The organism is Curtobacterium sp. WHRI 8282, assembly GCF_040223925.2.
In the GTDB taxonomy this organism is placed as follows: domain Bacteria; phylum Actinomycetota; class Actinomycetes; order Actinomycetales; family Microbacteriaceae; genus Curtobacterium; species Curtobacterium flaccumfaciens.
This window is the reverse complement of the sequence record NZ_JBEHCD020000003.1, coordinates 183,274-200,702: the sequence shown is the minus strand read 5'-3', so window position 1 is coordinate 200,702 and position 17,429 is coordinate 183,274. Positions and strand designations below refer to the sequence as shown.

Annotated in this window: 14 protein-coding genes; 12 read left to right on the top strand and 2 right to left on the bottom strand. The window is 70.0% G+C overall.

Translation table 11 applies throughout. The features are described from left to right. Nucleotides 1–6: 6 nt before the first annotated feature. The 3 genes from ctaD (at nt 7) to ABRP24_RS11865 (ending at nt 3,696) form a co-directional block, all read left to right on the top strand. The gene (gene ctaD, locus ABRP24_RS11875; RefSeq protein ID WP_027465266.1) at nt 7–1,743 is read left to right on the top strand and encodes a cytochrome c oxidase subunit I; all 1,737 of its coding nucleotides are present in this window, start codon (nt 7–9) and stop codon (nt 1,741–1,743) included. Between the two features lie 4 nt (nt 1,744–1,747). Beyond that, a complete protein-coding gene (locus ABRP24_RS11870) occupies nt 1,748–2,164 on the top strand; it encodes a cytochrome c oxidase subunit 4 (protein ID WP_349848361.1) in 417 nt (138 codons plus the stop codon). 158 nt (nt 2,165–2,322) lie between these two features. Next, nucleotides 2,323–3,696, top strand: coding sequence for a glucose-6-phosphate dehydrogenase (locus tag ABRP24_RS11865; protein WP_027465268.1), 1,374 nt, complete (start codon nt 2,323–2,325; stop codon nt 3,694–3,696). 210 nt (nt 3,697–3,906) lie between these two features. Here the strand turns inward: ABRP24_RS11865 and ABRP24_RS11860 are convergent, their stop codons facing one another. Both ABRP24_RS11860 and ABRP24_RS11855 read right to left on the bottom strand, forming a co-directional pair. Then, a complete protein-coding gene (locus ABRP24_RS11860) occupies nt 3,907–5,865 on the bottom strand; it encodes a glycoside hydrolase family 15 protein (protein ID WP_349848359.1) in 1,959 nt (652 codons plus the stop codon). A 78-nt stretch (nt 5,866–5,943) separates the two neighbouring features. After that, complete coding sequence (locus ABRP24_RS11855; protein WP_035808219.1) at nt 5,944–7,008, bottom strand: App1 family protein; 1,065 nt, start codon at nt 7,006–7,008, stop codon at nt 5,944–5,946. Between the two features lie 138 nt (nt 7,009–7,146). Between ABRP24_RS11855 and ABRP24_RS11850 the strand changes: the two genes are divergently transcribed. From ABRP24_RS11850 to cydC, 9 genes are all read left to right on the top strand, one after another. Next, a complete protein-coding gene (locus ABRP24_RS11850) occupies nt 7,147–7,794 on the top strand; it encodes a TetR/AcrR family transcriptional regulator (RefSeq protein WP_071248156.1) in 648 nt (215 codons plus the stop codon). Between the two features lie 228 nt (nt 7,795–8,022). Further along, nucleotides 8,023–8,949, top strand: coding sequence for an ABC transporter ATP-binding protein (locus tag ABRP24_RS11845; protein ID WP_214521243.1), 927 nt, complete (start codon nt 8,023–8,025; stop codon nt 8,947–8,949). Further along, on the top strand, nt 8,946–9,662 hold the full coding sequence (locus tag ABRP24_RS11840) for an ABC transporter permease (protein ID WP_027465272.1): 717 nt from the start codon (nt 8,946–8,948) through the stop codon (nt 9,660–9,662). The genes ABRP24_RS11845 and ABRP24_RS11840 overlap by 4 nt, the downstream gene beginning before the upstream one ends. Then, on the top strand, nt 9,659–10,387 hold the full coding sequence (locus ABRP24_RS11835) for an ABC transporter permease (protein ID WP_027465273.1): 729 nt from the start codon (nt 9,659–9,661) through the stop codon (nt 10,385–10,387). The genes ABRP24_RS11840 and ABRP24_RS11835 overlap by 4 nt, the downstream gene beginning before the upstream one ends. After that, nucleotides 10,384–11,307: an ABC transporter substrate-binding protein gene (locus ABRP24_RS11830; RefSeq protein ID WP_027465274.1), complete on the top strand. Its 924-nt coding sequence runs from the start codon at nt 10,384–10,386 to the stop codon at nt 11,305–11,307. The genes ABRP24_RS11835 and ABRP24_RS11830 overlap by 4 nt, the downstream gene beginning before the upstream one ends. A 275-nt stretch (nt 11,308–11,582) precedes the next feature. Further along, nucleotides 11,583–12,995 carry a cytochrome ubiquinol oxidase subunit I gene (locus ABRP24_RS11825; RefSeq protein ID WP_027465275.1) on the top strand — a complete coding sequence of 471 codons (1,413 nt, stop codon included), beginning with the start codon at nt 11,583–11,585 and terminating at the stop codon, nt 12,993–12,995. A gap of 34 nt (nt 12,996–13,029) precedes the next feature. Further along, a complete protein-coding gene (gene cydB / locus ABRP24_RS11820; RefSeq protein WP_111057761.1) occupies nt 13,030–14,034 on the top strand; it encodes a cytochrome d ubiquinol oxidase subunit II in 1,005 nt (334 codons plus the stop codon). Nucleotides 14,035–14,044: 10 nt separating this feature from the next. After that, nucleotides 14,045–15,727 (top strand): thiol reductant ABC exporter subunit CydD, encoded by a 1,683-nt coding sequence (cydD, locus tag ABRP24_RS11815; RefSeq protein WP_349848354.1) that lies wholly within the window; start codon nt 14,045–14,047, stop codon nt 15,725–15,727. After that, nucleotides 15,724–17,412: a thiol reductant ABC exporter subunit CydC gene (cydC, locus tag ABRP24_RS11810; protein ID WP_349848352.1), complete on the top strand. Its 1,689-nt coding sequence runs from the start codon at nt 15,724–15,726 to the stop codon at nt 17,410–17,412. Before cydD ends, cydC begins: the two co-directional genes overlap by 4 nt. Nucleotides 17,413–17,429 lie beyond the last annotated feature (17 nt).

Sequence of the window (17,429 nt, the reverse complement as noted above, 5' to 3'; positions counted from 1 at the left end):
CGTCAGATGACAACGTCACTCGTCGGCCAACCGACCCAGACCTCGTCGCCGGACTTCCAGGCGTCGAAGGTGGGTCGGAAGGGCAACATCGTCGTTCGGTGGATCACCTCCACCGACCACAAGACCATCGGGTACATGTACCTGATCGCGTCGTTCATCTTCTTCCTGCTCGCAGGTGTGATGGCCCTCGTGATCCGTGCCCAGCTCTTCGAACCCGGCCTGCACGTGGTCGCGACGAAGGAGCAGTACAACCAGCTGTTCACGATGCACGGCACGATCATGCTGCTGATGTTCGCGACGCCGCTGTTCTCGGGCTTCGCGAACGCGATCATGCCGCTCCAGATCGGTGCGCCGGACGTCGCCTTCCCGCGACTCAACGGCTTCGCCTTCTGGCTCTACCTGTTCGGCTCGCTCATCGCGGTCGGCGGCTTCCTCACCCCGCAGGGCGCTGCCTCGTTCGGGTGGTTCGCCTACGCGCCACTGAGTGACACGACGTTCACACCAGGGCTCGGCGGCACACTCTGGGTCTTCGGGCTCGGGATGACCGGCTTCTCGACGATCCTCGGCGCGGTGAACTTCATCACCACGATCATCACGATGCGTGCCCCGGGTCTGACGATGTTCCGCATGTCGATCTTCACGTGGAACACCCTCGTGACGGCGCTCCTCGTCCTGATGGCCTTCCCGGTCCTCGCGACGGCGCTCTTCGGCCTCGGGCTCGACCGCGTGTTCGACGCACAGATCTTCAACCCGGCCAACGGCGGGGCCCTGCTCTGGCAGCACCTGTTCTGGTTCTTCGGGCACCCCGAGGTCTACATCATCGCGCTGCCGTTCTTCGGCATCGTCTCCGAGGTCTTCCCGGTGTTCAGCCGCAAGCCGATCTTCGGGTACAAGACCCTGGTCTACGCGACGATCTCCATCGCGGCCCTCTCGGTCACGGTGTGGGCGCACCACATGTACGTCACCGGTGGCGTCCTGCTCCCGTGGTTCTCGCTCATGACGATGCTCATCGCGGTCCCGACCGGCGTGAAGATCTTCAACTGGGTCGGCACCATGTGGCGCGGATCGGTCACGTTCGAGACCCCGCTCCTCTGGGCCCTCGGCTTCCTCATCACGTTCACCTTCGGTGGTCTCACCGGTGTGATCCTGGCGTCGCCGCCGCTCGACTTCCACGTGTCCGACTCGTACTTCGTCGTGGCGCACTTCCACTACGTGGTCTTCGGCACCGTCGTCTTCGCGATGTTCTCCGGCTTCTACTTCTGGTGGCCGAAGTGGACCGGCAAGATGCTCAACGAGCGTCTCGGCAAGATCCACTTCTGGCTCCTGTTCATCGGGTTCCACACGACGTTCCTCATCCAGCACTGGCTGGGCGTCATCGGCATGCCGCGTCGGTACGCGACCTACCTGCCGAACGACGGCTTCACCTGGATGAACCAGCTGTCGACGATCGGCTCGATGATCCTCGCGATCTCGTTCCTGCCGTTCATCTTCAACGTCTACGTGACCGCCCGGAACGCACCGAAGGTCGCTGTGAACGACCCGTGGGGCTACGGCCGCTCGCTCGAGTGGGCGACCTCCTGCCCGCCGCCGCGCCACAACTTCACGTCGATCCCGCGCATCCGTTCGGAGTCCCCGGCCTTCGACCTGAACCACCCCGAGGCCGGTGTGCCGATCGGTGTGGGTCCCGCGAAGGACGCCCCCGATGCCCCGACCTACGACGCCGCGAAGGGCGAGGTGAAGTAACGCCATGCGCGCGAACACCAACCTGTTCTGGATCCTCTTCGGGTTCTTCATCCTGGCGGACGCCGCCTACACCACGTGGGCGATGCTCTACTACGGCGAGCCCGAGTGGGTGGGCACCGTGGCGATCGGCCTGACCGGCCTGATGTCGGCGTTCATCGCCTTCTACCTCGGCAAGGTCATGTCGTCCCAGGGCGGGGTCCTGCCCGAGGACCGTCCCGACGCCAACATCGAGGACGGCGACGCCGAGCTCGGGCACTTCAGCCCGTGGTCGTGGTGGCCCATCCTGCTGGCCGCCGCGGTCGCCGTCTGCTTCCTCGGCGTGGCCGCCGGCCTGTGGATCGTCCCGATCGGGCTCGTCCTCGTGGCGATCACCCTGGTCGGCTGGGTCTACGAGTACTACCGCGGCAACTTCGGGCACTGACCCGGCGCTGCAGCGCACCTGACACTTCGGGCGGCACCAGAACGGTGCCGCCCGAAGTGCGTCCAGGAGACGAACTCCGGTCCCGATCCGGAACAAACGGGCCCGCCCGCGACTTGACTGGAGCGGACCTCCCACCACAGCGAAAGGAGTCACCTCAGGTGACCGACAAGCGCACCCTCATCATCTTCGGCGCGACGGGCGACCTCGCCTCCCGCCTGCTCCTGCCGGGCCTCGGCACGTTCCTGCAGAGCGGCCGTGCCGTCCCCGTGCAGCTGATCGGCACGGGCCGCAGCGAGCGCAGCCCCGAGAAGTGGAAGGACATCGTCAAGCAGTCCTTCGCGTCGCAGGACGTCAAGGGGCCGGAGGTCGACGCGACCATCGAGTCGACGCAGTTCATCCAGGGCGACCCCACCGACCCGAAGCACCTCGAGGCGCTCCTGGCCGCGGCCGACTCCGAGCCGATCCTGTACTTCGCCCTCCCGCCGCAGATCGCCTCCGACATCTGCGAGGCGCTCGAGCACGTCGAGCTCCCCGAGGGCACGACCCTGGCCTTCGAGAAGCCCTTCGGCACCGACGTCGCCAGCGCCCAGGCCCTCAACGAGACGGTGCTCAAGCTCGTCCCCGAGGACCGCGTGCACCGCACCGACCACTTCCTCGGCCGCACCACGGTGCTGAACATCATCGGTCTGCGCTTCGCGAACCGCCTGTTCGAGCCCATCTGGAACGCGGAGAACATCGAGAAGGTCGACATCTTCTACGACGAGACCCTCGGTCTCGAGAACCGCGCCCAGTACTACGACGAGGCCGGTGCGATGGTCGACATGATCCAGTCGCACCTGCTGCAGATCCTCGGCCTGGTCACGATGGACGCCCCGGCCGCGATCGACGCGGTCGAGTTCCGCTCGTCGCTCGCCCGGGTCCTGCGCTCCACCCGCCTCAAGGGCGACGACGCGAAGATCGCCTCGCGCCGCGCGGTCTACACCGCCGGCACCATCGACGGCAAGGAACTGCCGTCGTACCAGGAAGAGGACGGCGTCGACCCGTCGCGCCAGACGGAGACCCTCGCCGAGATCTCGGTCGAGGTCGACACCGCCCGCTGGGCAGGTGTCCCCTTCACGCTGCGCTCCGGCAAGGCCCTCGGCGCCAGCCGCAAGGAGGTGCTGATCACCTTCAAGCCGGTCACGCGTCTGCCCTCCGGTCTGAGCGGTCGCCCGAAGACCGACACGCTGCGCATCGTCCTGAACCCGGACGAGATCGAGCTGTCGGTGTCGGCCAACGGCGGTGGCAACCCGTTCGAGATGGGACAGGTCACCCTGTCGTCGTCGTTCAGCGACGGCGAGCTCACCCCGTACGGCGAGGTCCTGAACGGCATCTTCCACGACGACCCGCTGCTCTCCATCCGCGGTGACGTGGCCGAGCGCTGCTGGGAGATCGTGGAGCCGGTCGTCGCCGCCTGGAAGGCCGACGAGGTCCCGCTCGAGGAGTACCGCGCCGGTTCGCGCGGCCCGGCGGACTGGGAGTCGTCGTCCTGACGGACACGCTGCCGACGTCCTGAACGGACGCCCTGACGGACGGGAGGCCCGGTGCCAGCTGGCACCGGGCCTCCCGTCCGTCTTGGGGTCACCATCAGGGCACCGCAAGACGCCGTCGTGTCGTCGAGACGCCGCCGGATCCTGCGGCGTCTCGGCGGCTTCGAGGTGTCGCGCGAAGACGACGGCGTCTCCCGGGGGCTGAGCCGGACGTCAGGCGGGGGAGCCGGCGCGCTCACCCTCGCCGGTCCACGACCGCGTGCCGCCGTCGTGGACGGGCAACCGCGTGCGGTGCCCGACGGTCGCGCCACGTGCGCGCTCGATGGCGTCAGCTGCCGACACGAGCGTCAGGTGCGACAGCACCTGCGGGGTGTTGCCGATGTGGTGCCCGGTGGCGACGTCGATCTCCTCGGAGAGCATGCCGACGTCGTTGGCGTACCCGACGAGCACGTCCATCAGATGCTCGGCGTCCTCGACCCGTCCCGAGGCGGCGTACTGCTCCACCAGCCAGAACGAGCACGCCAAGAACGGGTGCTCGGCACCGGACAGTCCGTCGAAGCCGGCCGTCGTGCGGTAGCGGAGCACGAGGCCCTCGTCCCCGACGCGCAGGTCCTTCTCGATGGCGCGGACGGTGCCCGTCATCCGGGGGTCGTCGGCGCGGCAGAACCCGACCTGCGGCAGGACGAGCAGACTCGCGTCGACCTCGTCGGTGTCGTAGTGCTGGCGGAACGAACCGCGATCGGCGTTCCAGCCGTGCTCCTCGATCTCGGCGCGGACGGTGTCGCGCAGGGTCCGCCAGCGGTCGACGGGGCCCTCGAGGCCGAACTCCTCGACCGCGGCGACCCCGCGGTCGAACGCAGCCCAGATCATCACCCGCGAGTGGGTGAAGCTGCGCCGCGGGCCGCGCATCTCCCAGATGCCGTTGTCCGGCTCCTGCCAGTGCTCCTCGACGTAGCCGAGCAGTGCCCGTTGCAGCGCCCAGGAGTCGGCGTTCTCCTCGACCCCGAGCTCGCGCGCGTCGTGCAGTGCCGCGAGCACCTCGCCGAAGACGTCGCCCTGGTACTGGGTCGAGGCGCCGTTGCCGACGCGCACGGGCGTCGACCCGAGGTACCCGGGCAGTTCGGGCAGCTCCCGTTCGGGCAGCTCGCGTTCGCCGGCGATGCCGTACATGATCTGCACGTCGGCGGGGTCGCCCGCGATCGCGCGCAGCAGCCAGCCGCGCCAGTGCGTCGCCTCGTCGCGGTAGCCGTGGGCGATGAGCGACGCGAGCGCGAGGGAGGCGTCGCGCAGCCACACGTAGCGGTAGTCCCAGTTGCGTTCGCCGCCGGGGTCCTCCGGCAGGCCCGTGGTCGCGGCGGCGACGACGCCACCGGTCTCGCCGTGGGTCATCGCGCGGAGGAACACCAGCGACCGACGTGCGGCGTCGGCGTACCGACCGGTGGTCTGCGCCGGGGCTGTCCACGCCGTCCACCACGAGATGGTGTGGGCGAGGGCCGCGTCGACGTCGAGCGGCTCCGGCGGCTCGCGGTGCGACGGGTACCAGGTGAGCACCGTGTCGAGCACGTCGCCGTCGTGGATCGTCGTGACGGCGGTGTGCCGGTGGTCGTCGGCGCGGAACTGCGGCCCCCGGACGATCACCGAGCCGGGGCCGGCCGTCGCGAGCAGCGCCGGTTCGTCGTCGTCCCCGATCTGCCGGATCCAGGGCAGGGCGCGCGAGTAGTCGAAGCGGATCCGGAGCGTCTGCCGGAGCTCGACGGTGCCGCGGAGCCCGCGTACTCGGCGGACGATCGAGGGGCGGTGCGCGCCGACGGGCATGAACTCGGTGACCTCGACCACGCCGTCACGGGTGGTCCACACGGTCGAGAGCACCAGGGTGTCGCCGTGGTACCGCCACTCGGCGGTGGCGTCGTCGTCGACGGGTCGGAGTGTCCAGTGCCCGTGGTCCTCGGTGCCGAGCAGCGAGGCGAAGGTGGACGAGCTGTCGAAGCGCGGCAGGCACGCCCAGTCGATGGTCCCGTCGCGGCCGATCAGGGCAGCGGTGCCGGTGTCGCCGATCAGGGCGTGGTCCTCGATGCGGTTCGGCGGTGTGTTCGGCGCTGGTTGCGGCGCGGCTGCGTGCGGTGCGGCTGGGTGTGGTGCGGCTTCGGGCGGTGCGGCCGGCTCGGTGCTCATGGACCGATCGAACACCCGATGCCCGAGCGCCGCGGTCGGCGACGGGGGCTCCGGGCCGAGAACGTGATGAAGGGTCGCTCAGGCCGGGTCGGAACCGTCGGACTCGATGATGCCGACCCGAGCGAGCTCGCTCCACAGGCCGGCGCCGTCCGGTGCGTACACCCAGGGCGCCGACGAGTCACGGGAGCGTTCCTGCGCCCGCGAGCGACCACCGGCCAGGACCGCTTCGCTCGTGGACAGCTGCCGGATGGCGACGCCCGCGACGTTGTCCGGGTGTTCCCGCGAGAAGTCCCCGTAGAGGCTCTCGTCGTGCTGTCCGTCGTCGCCGACCAGGAGCCAGCGGATGTCCGGGAAGTCCTTGGCGAGCCGCCGCAGGTTCTCCTGCTTGTGCAGCTGGCCGCTTCGGAAGAACCGGTCGTGGGTGGGACCCCAGTCGGTGAGCAGGAGCGTGCCGGACGGGTACATGTTGCGCGACAGGAAGCGCTGCAGCGTCGGGGCGACGTTCCAGGCCCCGGTCGACAGGTAGACCGTCGGGGAGCCGGGGTGCTGCGCGAGGATCCGCTCGTACAGCACGGACATGCCCGGCACCGGGCGGCGGGCGTGCTCGGTCAGCACGAACGAGTTCCAGGCGGCGAGCATGGGGCGGGGGAGCGAGGTCACCATGACGGTGTCGTCGATGTCGGACAGCAGCCCGAAGCGGGTGTCCGGGTGCACGACGAACACGTCGGCCTCGACGTCGCGCCCACCGCCTGCCGACAGCCGCACCGTGCGCCAGCCGGGCTCGAGGTCGATCGGGACGATGGTGTCGACGACGCCGCCACGGTCGGTCTTCACCACGTGGGAGACACCGCCGGCGGTGACGGTGACCTCGGCGTGGTCGACGGCCACGCTCGTGAAGCTCTTCCAGCCTCGGACGCCCGCGTAGGAGACGTCGGAGGCGAGACCGCGGCGGGTCAGCAGCACACGGCACAGAATGCGCACCCAACCGGGCGCGCCGTAGCCGGTGTACGGGACCACCGTCGGCACCAGTCCGCGACGGCGTGCACGGTGCTCGCGGAACTCCTGGACGGCGTCCTCGATGCGGGCCGCGCGGTGCAGGAGCGGCTCGGCCAACGACGGCTCGTGGGACGTCGGGTCGGGCATGGGGCCATCATCCCATGTACGGCTGACGAAACCGCGCGCTGGGCGGAACTGGTGAGTCGCAGCCATGTTCCAGGCGCGTTCTGCGAAAGTTGTCCCCGTCACACCAACCAACCGCGCTGGAGCGCAAGAGGAGAACACGTGCTCGTCACCGAGGTAACGAACGCTCTGCCGGGGGGATCATCACTGCTCAGGAACGAGCCGGTCCAAGCCCGCAGTTCGGCGCGCCTCGCCGGCCTCCTCGACGCCGCAGCCGCGGTGATCGACGAGATCGGGTTCGAACGGCTCACGACCGCCATGGTCGCCGAGCGCGCGGGGGCGTCGATCGGCACCGTCTACCGGTACTTCCCGGACCGCATCGCCGTGGTCGAGGCACTCGCGATCCGCTGCACCCAGCGGCTCGCTTCCCGCTTCGTCGAGGCCCTCGACGCCAGCGGCGCCGAGACCTGGCAGGACGCCAACGACGCGCTCATCGACATGACCGCCGAGATGTACCGCACCGAGCCCGGCTTCCGGGCCATCCGCTTCGGTGACCCGGCCGACACCGGGACCGGAGACGCCGAGGACCGCATGGGCGCGCTCGGCGCAACCGTCGGCCAGATCATGCGCGACCGCTTCGGGCTGCCGGACGACGAGCACATCACCCGCGCCTGGGTCGTCCTCGCCGAGTCCGGTCACGCTGTGCTGGCGCGCGCGCACCGCGACCGCGAGCACCCCGACACGGAGCTGATCGAGGAGTACCGCCGGATGAACCGTGCGCACCTGGAATCGGTGATCGCCGCGTCCTGACCACCCACTCAGCCGGCGCGACACGCCGGTGACCGATCCGATCCGCCCGCGCCTCCGAACACCGAGGCGCGGGCGTCGTCGTCCCCGCCGATCCCGTCGTGCCCGTCGGCATCCCCACCGACCGGTGCACCGCCGCGGGTCCGTCACGGATCGTCACAGCGAACCGATGTCGGCACCCCCGGGTACTCTCATCCGGAGTCGGGCTACCTCCGAACAGAAGGGCACCCCATGATCGAGTTCCGCTCGGTACGCAAGACCTACCCGGACGGCACGACTGCGGTCGAGCACTTCGATCTGGTCATCCCATCCCGAACCACCACCGTCTTCGTCGGATCCAGCGGCTGTGGCAAGACCACGCTGCTCCGCATGATCAACCGCATGGTCGACCCCACCTCCGGCACCGTCGAGATCGACGGCTCGGACGTCGCCGGGATCAACCCCGTCGAGCTCCGTCGCCACATCGGGTACGTCATGCAGAACTCCGGACTGCTGCCGCACCGCAAGGTCGTCGACAACATCGCGACCGTCCCGCTGCTGACCGGCGTCTCCAAGGGCGACGCACGCAAGCGCGCCCTCGAGCTCATGGACACCGTCGGACTCGACCGTGCCTTCGCCGACCGCTACCCGTCACAGCTGTCCGGCGGCCAGCAGCAGCGCGTCGGTGTGGCCCGCGGGCTGGCCGTCGACCCGAACATCCTGCTCATGGACGAGCCGTTCGGTGCTGTCGACCCCCTGGTGCGCAACGACCTGCAGGACGAGCTCATCCGCCTGCAGCGCGAACTCGGCAAGACCGTCGTGTTCGTGACGCACGACATCGACGAGGCGTTCAAGCTCGGCGACCAGGTCGTCATCCTCAAGAAGGGCGGGGAGATCGCCCAGCAGGGGACGCCGGCCGAGATCCTCGCCGCACCCGCCGACGACTTCGTCGCCACGTTCATCGGCGCCGGCCGCGGGCGCCGCGCGCTCCGCGTCGAGCAGACCCCGACCGGTCCGATCGTCGTCGACGGTGAAGGCCGCGCGGCCGGCGTGCTGACGGGCCCCGTCGGGGTCGTCGACGCCGCCGAGGCCGTGCCGCAGTCCGACGCCCGAGCAGCAGAGGCCGGAGCGTCGCACGACGCACCGGGTGCTCCGGCGCAGGGTGGGGGCACCCGGTGAAGTGGGTGCTGGCGAACCTCGACACGATCTGGGACAACACCCTCTCCCACCTCGCGATCGCGATCCCGCCGATCATCGTCGCGTTCCTGCTGTCGATCCCGATCGGGTGGCTGGTGGTCCGGCTGCAGCGCCCCGGTGGGTCGCGCTTCGCGTCGGGAGTGGGCAGCAGCATCGTGACCCTCGCCGGTCTGCTCTACGCCATCCCGTCGCTCGCCCTGTTCGTCGCGCTGCCGAGCATCATCGGCACCGGCCTGCAGAGCCCGATCAACGTCGTCATCGGCCTGACGCTGTACGGCCTCGCACTGATGGTCCGGTCCACGGTCGACGGGCTGACCTCGGTCGACTCCGAGACCAAGTCCGCCTCGACCGCGATGGGCTACTCACCGGCGCAGCGGTTCTTCCGTGTGGAGCTCCCGCTCGCCGGTCCCGTCCTGCTGGCCGGGCTCCGGGTGGTCTCGGTCTCCACGATCTCGCTGACCACGGTCGGCGCGGTCCTCGGCATCCCGAGTCTCGGCCTGCTGTTCACCGACGGCCTGGGGCGCGGGATCTACGAGGAGATCCTCTCCGGCATCGTGATGGTGCTCGTGCTCGCGTTCGCCCTCGACGGCCTCCTCGTGCTGCTCGGGCGCCTGGTCATGCCGTGGACCCGGACGAACTCGGTGTCACGCCGACAGGCCCGCCGGGTCCTGCAAGCAGCGGAGGTCTCCTCGTGATCATCGGACAGGCCTTCGCGTGGGTGTTCGACCCCGCGAACTACGGCGGCTACAACGGCATCCCCCAGCGCCTCTGGGAGCACGTCTGGATCACCCTGCTCGCGGTGCTCATCGCCGCCGTCATCGCCGTGCCGGTCGGGTACGCGATCGGCCACACGCGCCGTGCTCGCGGCTTCTCGATCGCGGTGTCCGGCGGGGTGCGAGCACTCCCGACGCTCGGCGTGCTCTCGCTGTTCGGGCTGCTGCTCGGCATCGGGCTGCAGGCTCCCTTGCTCGCCCTCGTCATCCTGGCGATCCCGTCGGTGCTCGCCGGTGCGTACTCCGGCATCGAGTCCGTCGACCCGGGGGTCGTCGACGCCGCGAAGGCCCAGGGCATGACCGGCTGGCAGATCCTGTGGAAGGTCGAGATCCCGCTCGGGCTCCCGCTCCTGATCGGCGGCATCCGTGCCGCGGTGCTGCAGGTCGTCGCGACGGCCACGCTCGCCGCGTACGTCGGGGCCGGTGGCCTCGGCGGGTACTTCTTCCTCGGCCTGAAGACCCAGGACTACGCCGAGATGCTCGGCGCCTCCATCCTCGTGATCGCCCTCGCGATCGCGTTCGAGATCGTGTTCGCCGTGCTGCAGCGGGCGGCGGTGCCGAAGGGCACCGCGGACCCGTCGGCCCGACAGCGTCAGGGGTCGCGTGAGCGAGCCCGCAATCCACTCCCGGAAGGAAATCCCTCGTGATCACAGCACCCAAGATCCGCGCCGGTGTCGCCGCCGCGATGGCGGTGGGCGTCGTCGCCGCCCTCGCCGGCTGCGCGTCGAGCGACCCGCTCGACAGCGGCTCCAGCGACTCGTCCGACTCGAAGACGATCGTCGTCGGCTCGCAGCAGTACTACTCGAACGAGATCATCGCCGAGCTCTACGCCCAGGTCCTCGAGAAGGACGGCTTCGACGTGAAGCGCAACTTCAACATCGGGCAGCGTGAGGTCTACATCCCGCAGCTCGAGAAGGGCGCCATCGACGTCATGCCCGAGTACAGCGGCAACCTGCTGCAGTACTTCGACAAGGGCTCGGACGCGAAGACCGCCGACCAGATCGACGACGGGCTCGACAAGGCCCTGCCGAAGGGTCTCCGGGTCCTCGACGAGGCCGACGCCACCGACCAGGACAGCTACACCGTCACGAAGAAGTTCTCCGAGGACAACGACGTCACGAGCCTGGCCGACCTGAAGAACGTCGACGAGAAGCTCACCGTGGGCGCCAACTCCGAGAACCAGACGCGGCCGTACGGCCCGAAGGGGCTCAAGTCGGTCTACGGCGTCGACGTCGACTTCAAGGCGATCGAGGACGGCGGCGGCGCCCTGACCGTCAAGGCGCTCAAGGACGACACCGTCCAGCTGGCCGACATCTACACGGCCGACCCGAGCATCAAGGCGAACGGCTTCGTCACGCTGAAGGACCCGGAGAACCTGATCCTGCCGCAGAACGTCGTGCCGGTCGTCTCGAAGAAGGTCAACGAGAAGGCTGCGGACGCGATCGACTCGGTCAACGAGAAGCTCACGACCGAGGCCCTGATCGAGCTCAACACCAAGAGCACGGCCGACAAGGAGAAGGCGTCCACCATCGCCGAGGACTGGCTCAAGGCCGAGGGTCTGCTGTAGCCACAGCTCCACGACAGAAAAGCGACAGGCGTCGGGTATCTACCCGGCGCCTGTCGTCGTTCGCGGACGGGGCAGCGCGAACATCCGTGCCGCACGGTTGTGCCGTGCAGAGGCTGTGCACGTTTGTGCACAGGGAGGTTCTACAAGTTGTCGAACAGGGGTGCGGCGCGATAGCGTTGGGGTGTCCCAAGGGCTGTGACACCTGATGTATCCGTTCCACAGGAAGCAACTGACGTGCACGAACAGCGCGCGGCCACCCGTCTCGGAATCGCCGCATGAACGACCTCCTCGATCCGCTCCTCCTGTCGCGGTGGCAGTTCGGTCTGACGACCATCTACCACTTCCTCTTCGTCCCGCTGACGATCGGCATGGCAGCCGTGGTGGCCGTGTTCCAGACCGCCTGGTACCGGACCGGCCGCGCGCACTACCTGCAGCTGACGCGGTTCTTCGGGCGGATCTTCCTGATCAACTTCGCGATGGGTGTCGTGACGGGCATCGTGCAGGAGTTCCAGTTCGGCATGAACTGGTCGAACTACTCGCGCTTCGTCGGTGACGTCTTCGGCGCACCGCTCGCGCTCGAGGGGATCCTGGCGTTCTTCTTCGAGGCGGCGTTCATCGGCATCTGGATCTTCGGCTGGGACCGCCTGCCCAAGGGGCTGCACCTGGCGAGCATCTGGTGCGTCAGCGCCGGCACGATCATGTCGGCGTACTTCATCATCGCCGCGAACGCCTTCATGCAGCACCCGGTCGGCTTCGCGATGAACGAGGCCAAGGGCCGTGCGGAACTCACCGACATCTGGGCGGTGCTCGGCAACAAGGTCGCCCTGGCCGCGTTCCCGCACACGCTCTTCGCCTGCTTCATGGTCGCCGCGGCGGTCATCATCTCGGTCGCGGCCTACCACCTGGCGCGCAACCAGAACCTCGAGACGATGATGCCGGCGCTCAAGTTCGGCATGTGGACCATGCTCGCGGCCGGCGCGCTGACCGTCCTGACCGGCGACCAGCTCGGACTGACGATGGTCGACACGCAGCCGATGAAGATGGCGGCGGCCGAGGCGCTGTACAACACGGCGACCGGCAAGGACGCCTCGTTCTCGATCTTCACGCTCGGCACCCCGGACGGCGTGCACGAGCTGTTCTCGATCCGGGTGCCGTACCTGCTGTCGTTCCTGTCGACGCACACGTTCAACGGCACGGTCGAGGGCATCAACGACCTGCAGGCGCAGTACACGCAGGTGTACGGCCCTGGCGACTACAAGCCGATCATCTGGGTCACCTACTGGTCGTTCCGCTGGATGATCGCCCTCGGCGTCGGCGCGGTCATGGTCTCGCTGGTCGGGCTGTGGCTGACCCGCAAGGGCCGGTTCCCGACGCAGCGCTGGGTGTGGCGCATCGCCACCTGGACGGTGCCGCTGCCGATGGCCGCGATGATCGTCGGTTGGGTCTTCACCGAGATGGGTCGCCAGCCGTGGCTCGTGTTCGGGCTGCTCCAGACGAAGGACGGTGTCTCGCCGAACGTGACCGGACTCGAGGTCCTCATCTCGCTGCTGGTCTTCACCCTGATCTACGGCTCGCTGGCCGTCGTCGAGTTCAAGCTCATCAAGAAGGTCGCGCAAGAGGGGCCCGCCGACCCGGACGAGGTCGACGAGGAGACCGGCGAGGTCAAGCACGAAGTGACGGTCTACTAGCAATGGACACTGCACGAGAAATGGACGCTGCCTGATGGATCTCCCCGTTCTCTGGTTCGCGATCGTCGGCGTCTTCTTCGTCGGCTACTTCGTCCTCGACGGATTCGACTTCGGTGTCGGCATGTCCCTGCCGTTCCTCGGCAAGGACGACACCGACCGTCGGGTCCTGATCAACACCATCGGCCCGGTCTGGGACCTCAACGAGACCTGGGTCATCGTCGCCGGGGCGTGCCTGTTCGCGGCGTTCCCGGAGTGGTACGCCACGATGTTCTCCGGCTTCTACCTGGCGCTGCTGCTCATCCTCGCTGCACTCATCCTGCGAGGGGTGTCGTTCGAGTACCGGCACCAGAACAAGCACCTCGAGTGGAAGCGCCGCTTCGACCTGATGATCATCGTCGGCAGTGCCGTGCCGTCGTTCCTGTGGGGCGTCGCGTTCGGCAACGTGGTCCGTGGCATCCCGATGGACGCCGGGCACAACTACACCGGCACGATCTTCGACCTGCTCAACCCGTTCGCGCTGCTGACCGGTGCCGCGACGCTGCTGGTGTTCTTCACCCACGGGGTCGTCTTCGTCGCGCTGAAGACCGAGGGCGACATCCGCGTCCGCGCCAAGCGCCTGGCGACCCGGGCCGGCATCGTCACGATCGTCGTCGGCGCCGCGTTCCTGGTGTCGATGGCCTTCGTCCGGGCCACCCCGGCCTCGCTGGTGCTCTCCGTGGTCGCCGCCCTGGCCCTGGTGCTCGCCGTGCTCTGCAACGCCTGGGGCAAGGAGGGGCGCGCCTTCACGCTGATGGCGGTCACCATCGCCGCGATCGTGCTCGCGATGTTCACGGCGGTCTTCCCCGACGTCATGCCGGCCTCGAACGACGTCGCGAACAGCCTGAACGTGTACAACGCCTCGTCCGGGTCGTACACGCTGACCGTGATGAGCTGGGTCGCGCTGATCTTCGTGCCCCTGGTCTTCGCGTACCAGGCCTGGACCTACTGGGTGTTCCGCAAGCGCGTCTCCCGCGCCCAGGTCACCGCGGCCGCGCACTAGGCGGACGACGATGAAGCCCCTCGACCCCCGACTCCTGCGGTTGTCCCGGACGGCGCGCGGCTTCATCGTCGCCGCCGCCGGCACCGGTGTCCTCCGCACGCTCGCGACCATCGCGATCGCGTGGGGGATCGCCACGGCCGTCACCCTCGGGGTCGACGCCGTCGGCGACGGCACGGTCCCGGCGGCGTTCGGGCAGGCGCTCGCGCTGCTCGGCGGGGCGTTCGTCCTGCGTGCGGTGGCCGCTTGGGCGACCGACGACCTGGCGGCACGCGCTGCGGCGAAGGTGAAGAGCGAGATGCGCACGACGGTGCTCGCCCGCGCCGCCGAGCGCGGTCCGTCGTGGCTCGCCGGCCGGTCGAGCGCCGGCTTCGCCACCACGCTCGGTCCCGGGCTCGACGCACTCGACGCCTACTTCGGCCGGTACCTGCCGCAGCTCGCGCTCACCGCGATCGCGACCCCGATGCTCCTGGTCGCGATCGGCCTGGGCGACCTGACGAGCGGGCTGATCATCCTCTTCGCCCTGCCGGTGATCCCGGTCTTCATGATCCTGATCGGCCTGGCGACGCAGTCGCTGCAGCGGAAGCAGTCGGACGCCCTCGCGAAGCTCGGTGGCGCCTTCACCGAAGCCGTCGAGGGGCTCGCCACGCTCAAGGTCTTCGGCCGTGCGCGCCGCCAGGTCGGTCGCATCGGGGCGGTCACCGACGAGTACCGCCGCGGCACGATCAGCGTGCTCCGGCTGTCGTTCGTGAGCGGCTTCGCGCTCGAGCTCGCCGCGAGCCTGTCCGTCGCGCTGGTCGCCGTCTCGATCGGCATCCGCCTGGTCGACGGCTCGCTCGGCCTCGGGGCCGCGATGTTCGTGCTCGTCCTGGCCCCGGAGGCCTTCGCCCCCATCCGCCAGGTCGGCGCCGACTTCCACGCCGCCCAGGACGGCGTCGAGGCCTCGGCCGCGGTGCTCGACGTGCTGGCCGACGACGAGACCGCATCGTCGTCCGCGACCGGCAGCAGCGGGACCGACACGGACACCGCAGCACCCGCCACCGCCGTGGACGTCCGGGGGCTCGACGTCCGGGGGCTCACCGTCCGCCGACCCGACGTCGTGATCGGACCGTTCGACCTGCACGCCGAGCCCGGCACCGTCGTCGTGCTGGCCGGCCCGAGCGGTTCCGGCAAGTCGAGCATCATCGCCGCACTCCGCGGTGTCCTGCCGCACGACGGTGCCGTCACCGTGCCCGGCCCGGCCGGCGCGTCCGTCGCCGAGCGCACCACGTGGGCCGACCAGCGCCCGCGTCTCGTCCGCGGGACGATCGCCGAGAACGTCGCGCTCAGCGCGACCCCCGACGACGCCGACGTGCGCACCGCCCTGGGCGACGCGGGGCTGGGACTCGACCCGGGCCTCCCGGTCGGCGCCGGTGGCAGCGGACTGTCCGGCGGCCAGGCACAGCGCGTCGCCGTCGCCCGCGCGCTGTACCGCGCACGCCGCGCCGCCACGCCCCTCGTGCTGCTCGACGAGCCGACCTCGGCGCTGGACGCCGAGGCCGAGGAACGCGTCATCGCGGCAGCCCGAGGCCTGGCGGCCGACGGCGCCGTCGTCGTGGTCGCCAGCCACCGACCCGCGGTCGTGGCCGCGGCGGACGTCCGCGTGGACGTCCGCGCCGGCGGGTCCGTGACGGTCCGCAGGGGGGTGCGCGCATGAGCCGGGAGGCCCGTGGCGGCTCCGTCCTGCGGCTCGCGATGCCGCACGGGTCGGGTTGGGCGAAGGCGGTCGCCGCCGGGTCGCTCAGCGCGCTCTGCGCCGTCGCGCTCCTCGCCGCGAGCGGCTACCTGATCACCCGTGCCGCCGAGCACCCGCCGATCCTGTACCTGACGCTCGTGATGGTCGGCGTGCGCGCCTTCGCGCTGGGGCGTGCGGTGCTGCGCTACGTCGACCGGCTCGCCGGGCACGACGCGTCCTTCCGGCAACTGGCCGTGGTGCGGACGGAGATGTACCGACGGCTGGCGTCGATCGCGCCCGCCGGACTCGGCCGGACCGGACGCGGCGACCTCATGACGCGCCTGGTGACCGACACCGACCGGCTGCAGGACCTGCCGATCCGCGTCGTCGGCCCGCTCGTCTCCGCCGGGGTCGTCGCGGTGCTGTCGGTCGTCGCCGTGGCGCTCGTGTCGGTGCCGGCGGCGCTCGTGCTCGTCCTCGCGCTGGCGGTCGCGGCCCTGGTCGGCACGATCGTCACCCGGTCGATCGCCGAGCGCTCGGACCGCGAGACCGCCGCCGACCGGGGTCGCGTCGCGGACCTGGTGCTCGACACCGTCCGGACGCTCGACGTCTTCGCCGCGTACGGCACCCTCGACGAGCGGCTCGCGCACATCGCCCGGCTCGACGCCGGCGTCACCCGGGCCGTCCGCCGCCGTGGCACGGTCGAGTCGCTCGTCGGTGCACTCGTCGGCCTGGTCGGTGGCGGTGCGGTGATCGGGATCCTCGCCGTCGGTGCCCCCGCCGTGGTGTCCGGTGCGCTCGACGGTCCGCTCTGGGCACTGGCGGTCTTCGTGCCGCTCGCGCTCTTCGAGGTCGTCGGGACCGTCCCGCTCGCCGTCCTGACGCTCCGCCGGGTGCGTGCTGCGGCCGATCGGGTCGAGCAGGTCGTGCCCGCCGAGGTGCCCGTCGGCATCGTCCCCGAGCCCGACGAGGACGCCGACCCGGCGTCGCTCGTGGTCGAGGGGCCGGTCACACTCGCCGTCCACGACCTCACGGTCCGCTGGCCGGGGGCTGCCGAGCCCGCGGTCGACGGGGTCTCGTTCACGCTCACCCCCGGTGAGGTCGTCGTGCTCGAGGGGCCGAGCGGCGCCGGCAAGTCGACCCTGGTCGACGCGCTCGTCCGGTTCGTGGAGCACGAGGGCTCCTACACGCTCGACGGCGTCGAGGCGAAGGCGATGCACCCCGACGCAGTGCGGGCCCGGGTCGGCCTGATCGAACAGGACCCGTTCGTGTTCGACCAGTCGGTGCGGCAGAACCTGCTCTTCGCCCGTGAGACCGCGACCGACGACGAACTGCTCGCCGTGCTCGACCGGGTCGGCCTGGGGGAGTGGGTGGTCCGGCGGGGCGGGCTGGACGCCTCGGTCGGGGAACGCGGCGTGCTGGTGTCCGGCGGCCAGGCGCACCGGCTCGCGCTCGCCCGCGCACTGCTGCACGCGTTCCCGGTGCTGGTGCTCGACGAACCGACCGCAGACGTCGACCCGGACCTCGGTGACACCGTGCTGCGTGACCTCGTCACCACGGCCCGCGCAGCGGGTCGGACGGTCGTCATCGTCTCGCACGTCCCGGTGGCGCCGGACCTGGTCGACCGCACCCTGCGGATGCGGGACGGACGCCTGCTCGCCGGGTGAGCCGACAGGCGGACGCG

Coding starts and splice junctions, on each gene's coding strand:
- ctaD (WP_027465266.1), top strand. CDS start 7: ATGACAACGTCACTCGTCGGCCAACCGACCCAGACCTCGTCGCCGGAC.
- ABRP24_RS11870 (WP_349848361.1), top strand. CDS start 1,748: ATGCGCGCGAACACCAACCTGTTCTGGATCCTCTTCGGGTTCTTCATC.
- ABRP24_RS11860 (WP_349848359.1), bottom strand. CDS start 5,865: ATGAGCACCGAGCCGGCCGCACCGCCCGAAGCCGCACCACACCCAGCC.
- ABRP24_RS11855 (WP_035808219.1), bottom strand. CDS start 7,008: ATGCCCGACCCGACGTCCCACGAGCCGTCGTTGGCCGAGCCGCTCCTG.
- ABRP24_RS11845 (WP_214521243.1), top strand. CDS start 8,023: ATGATCGAGTTCCGCTCGGTACGCAAGACCTACCCGGACGGCACGACT.
- ABRP24_RS11825 (WP_027465275.1), top strand. CDS start 11,583: ATGAACGACCTCCTCGATCCGCTCCTCCTGTCGCGGTGGCAGTTCGGT.
- cydB (WP_111057761.1), top strand. CDS start 13,030: ATGGATCTCCCCGTTCTCTGGTTCGCGATCGTCGGCGTCTTCTTCGTC.
- cydD (WP_349848354.1), top strand. CDS start 14,045: ATGAAGCCCCTCGACCCCCGACTCCTGCGGTTGTCCCGGACGGCGCGC.
- cydC (WP_349848352.1), top strand. CDS start 15,724: ATGAGCCGGGAGGCCCGTGGCGGCTCCGTCCTGCGGCTCGCGATGCCG.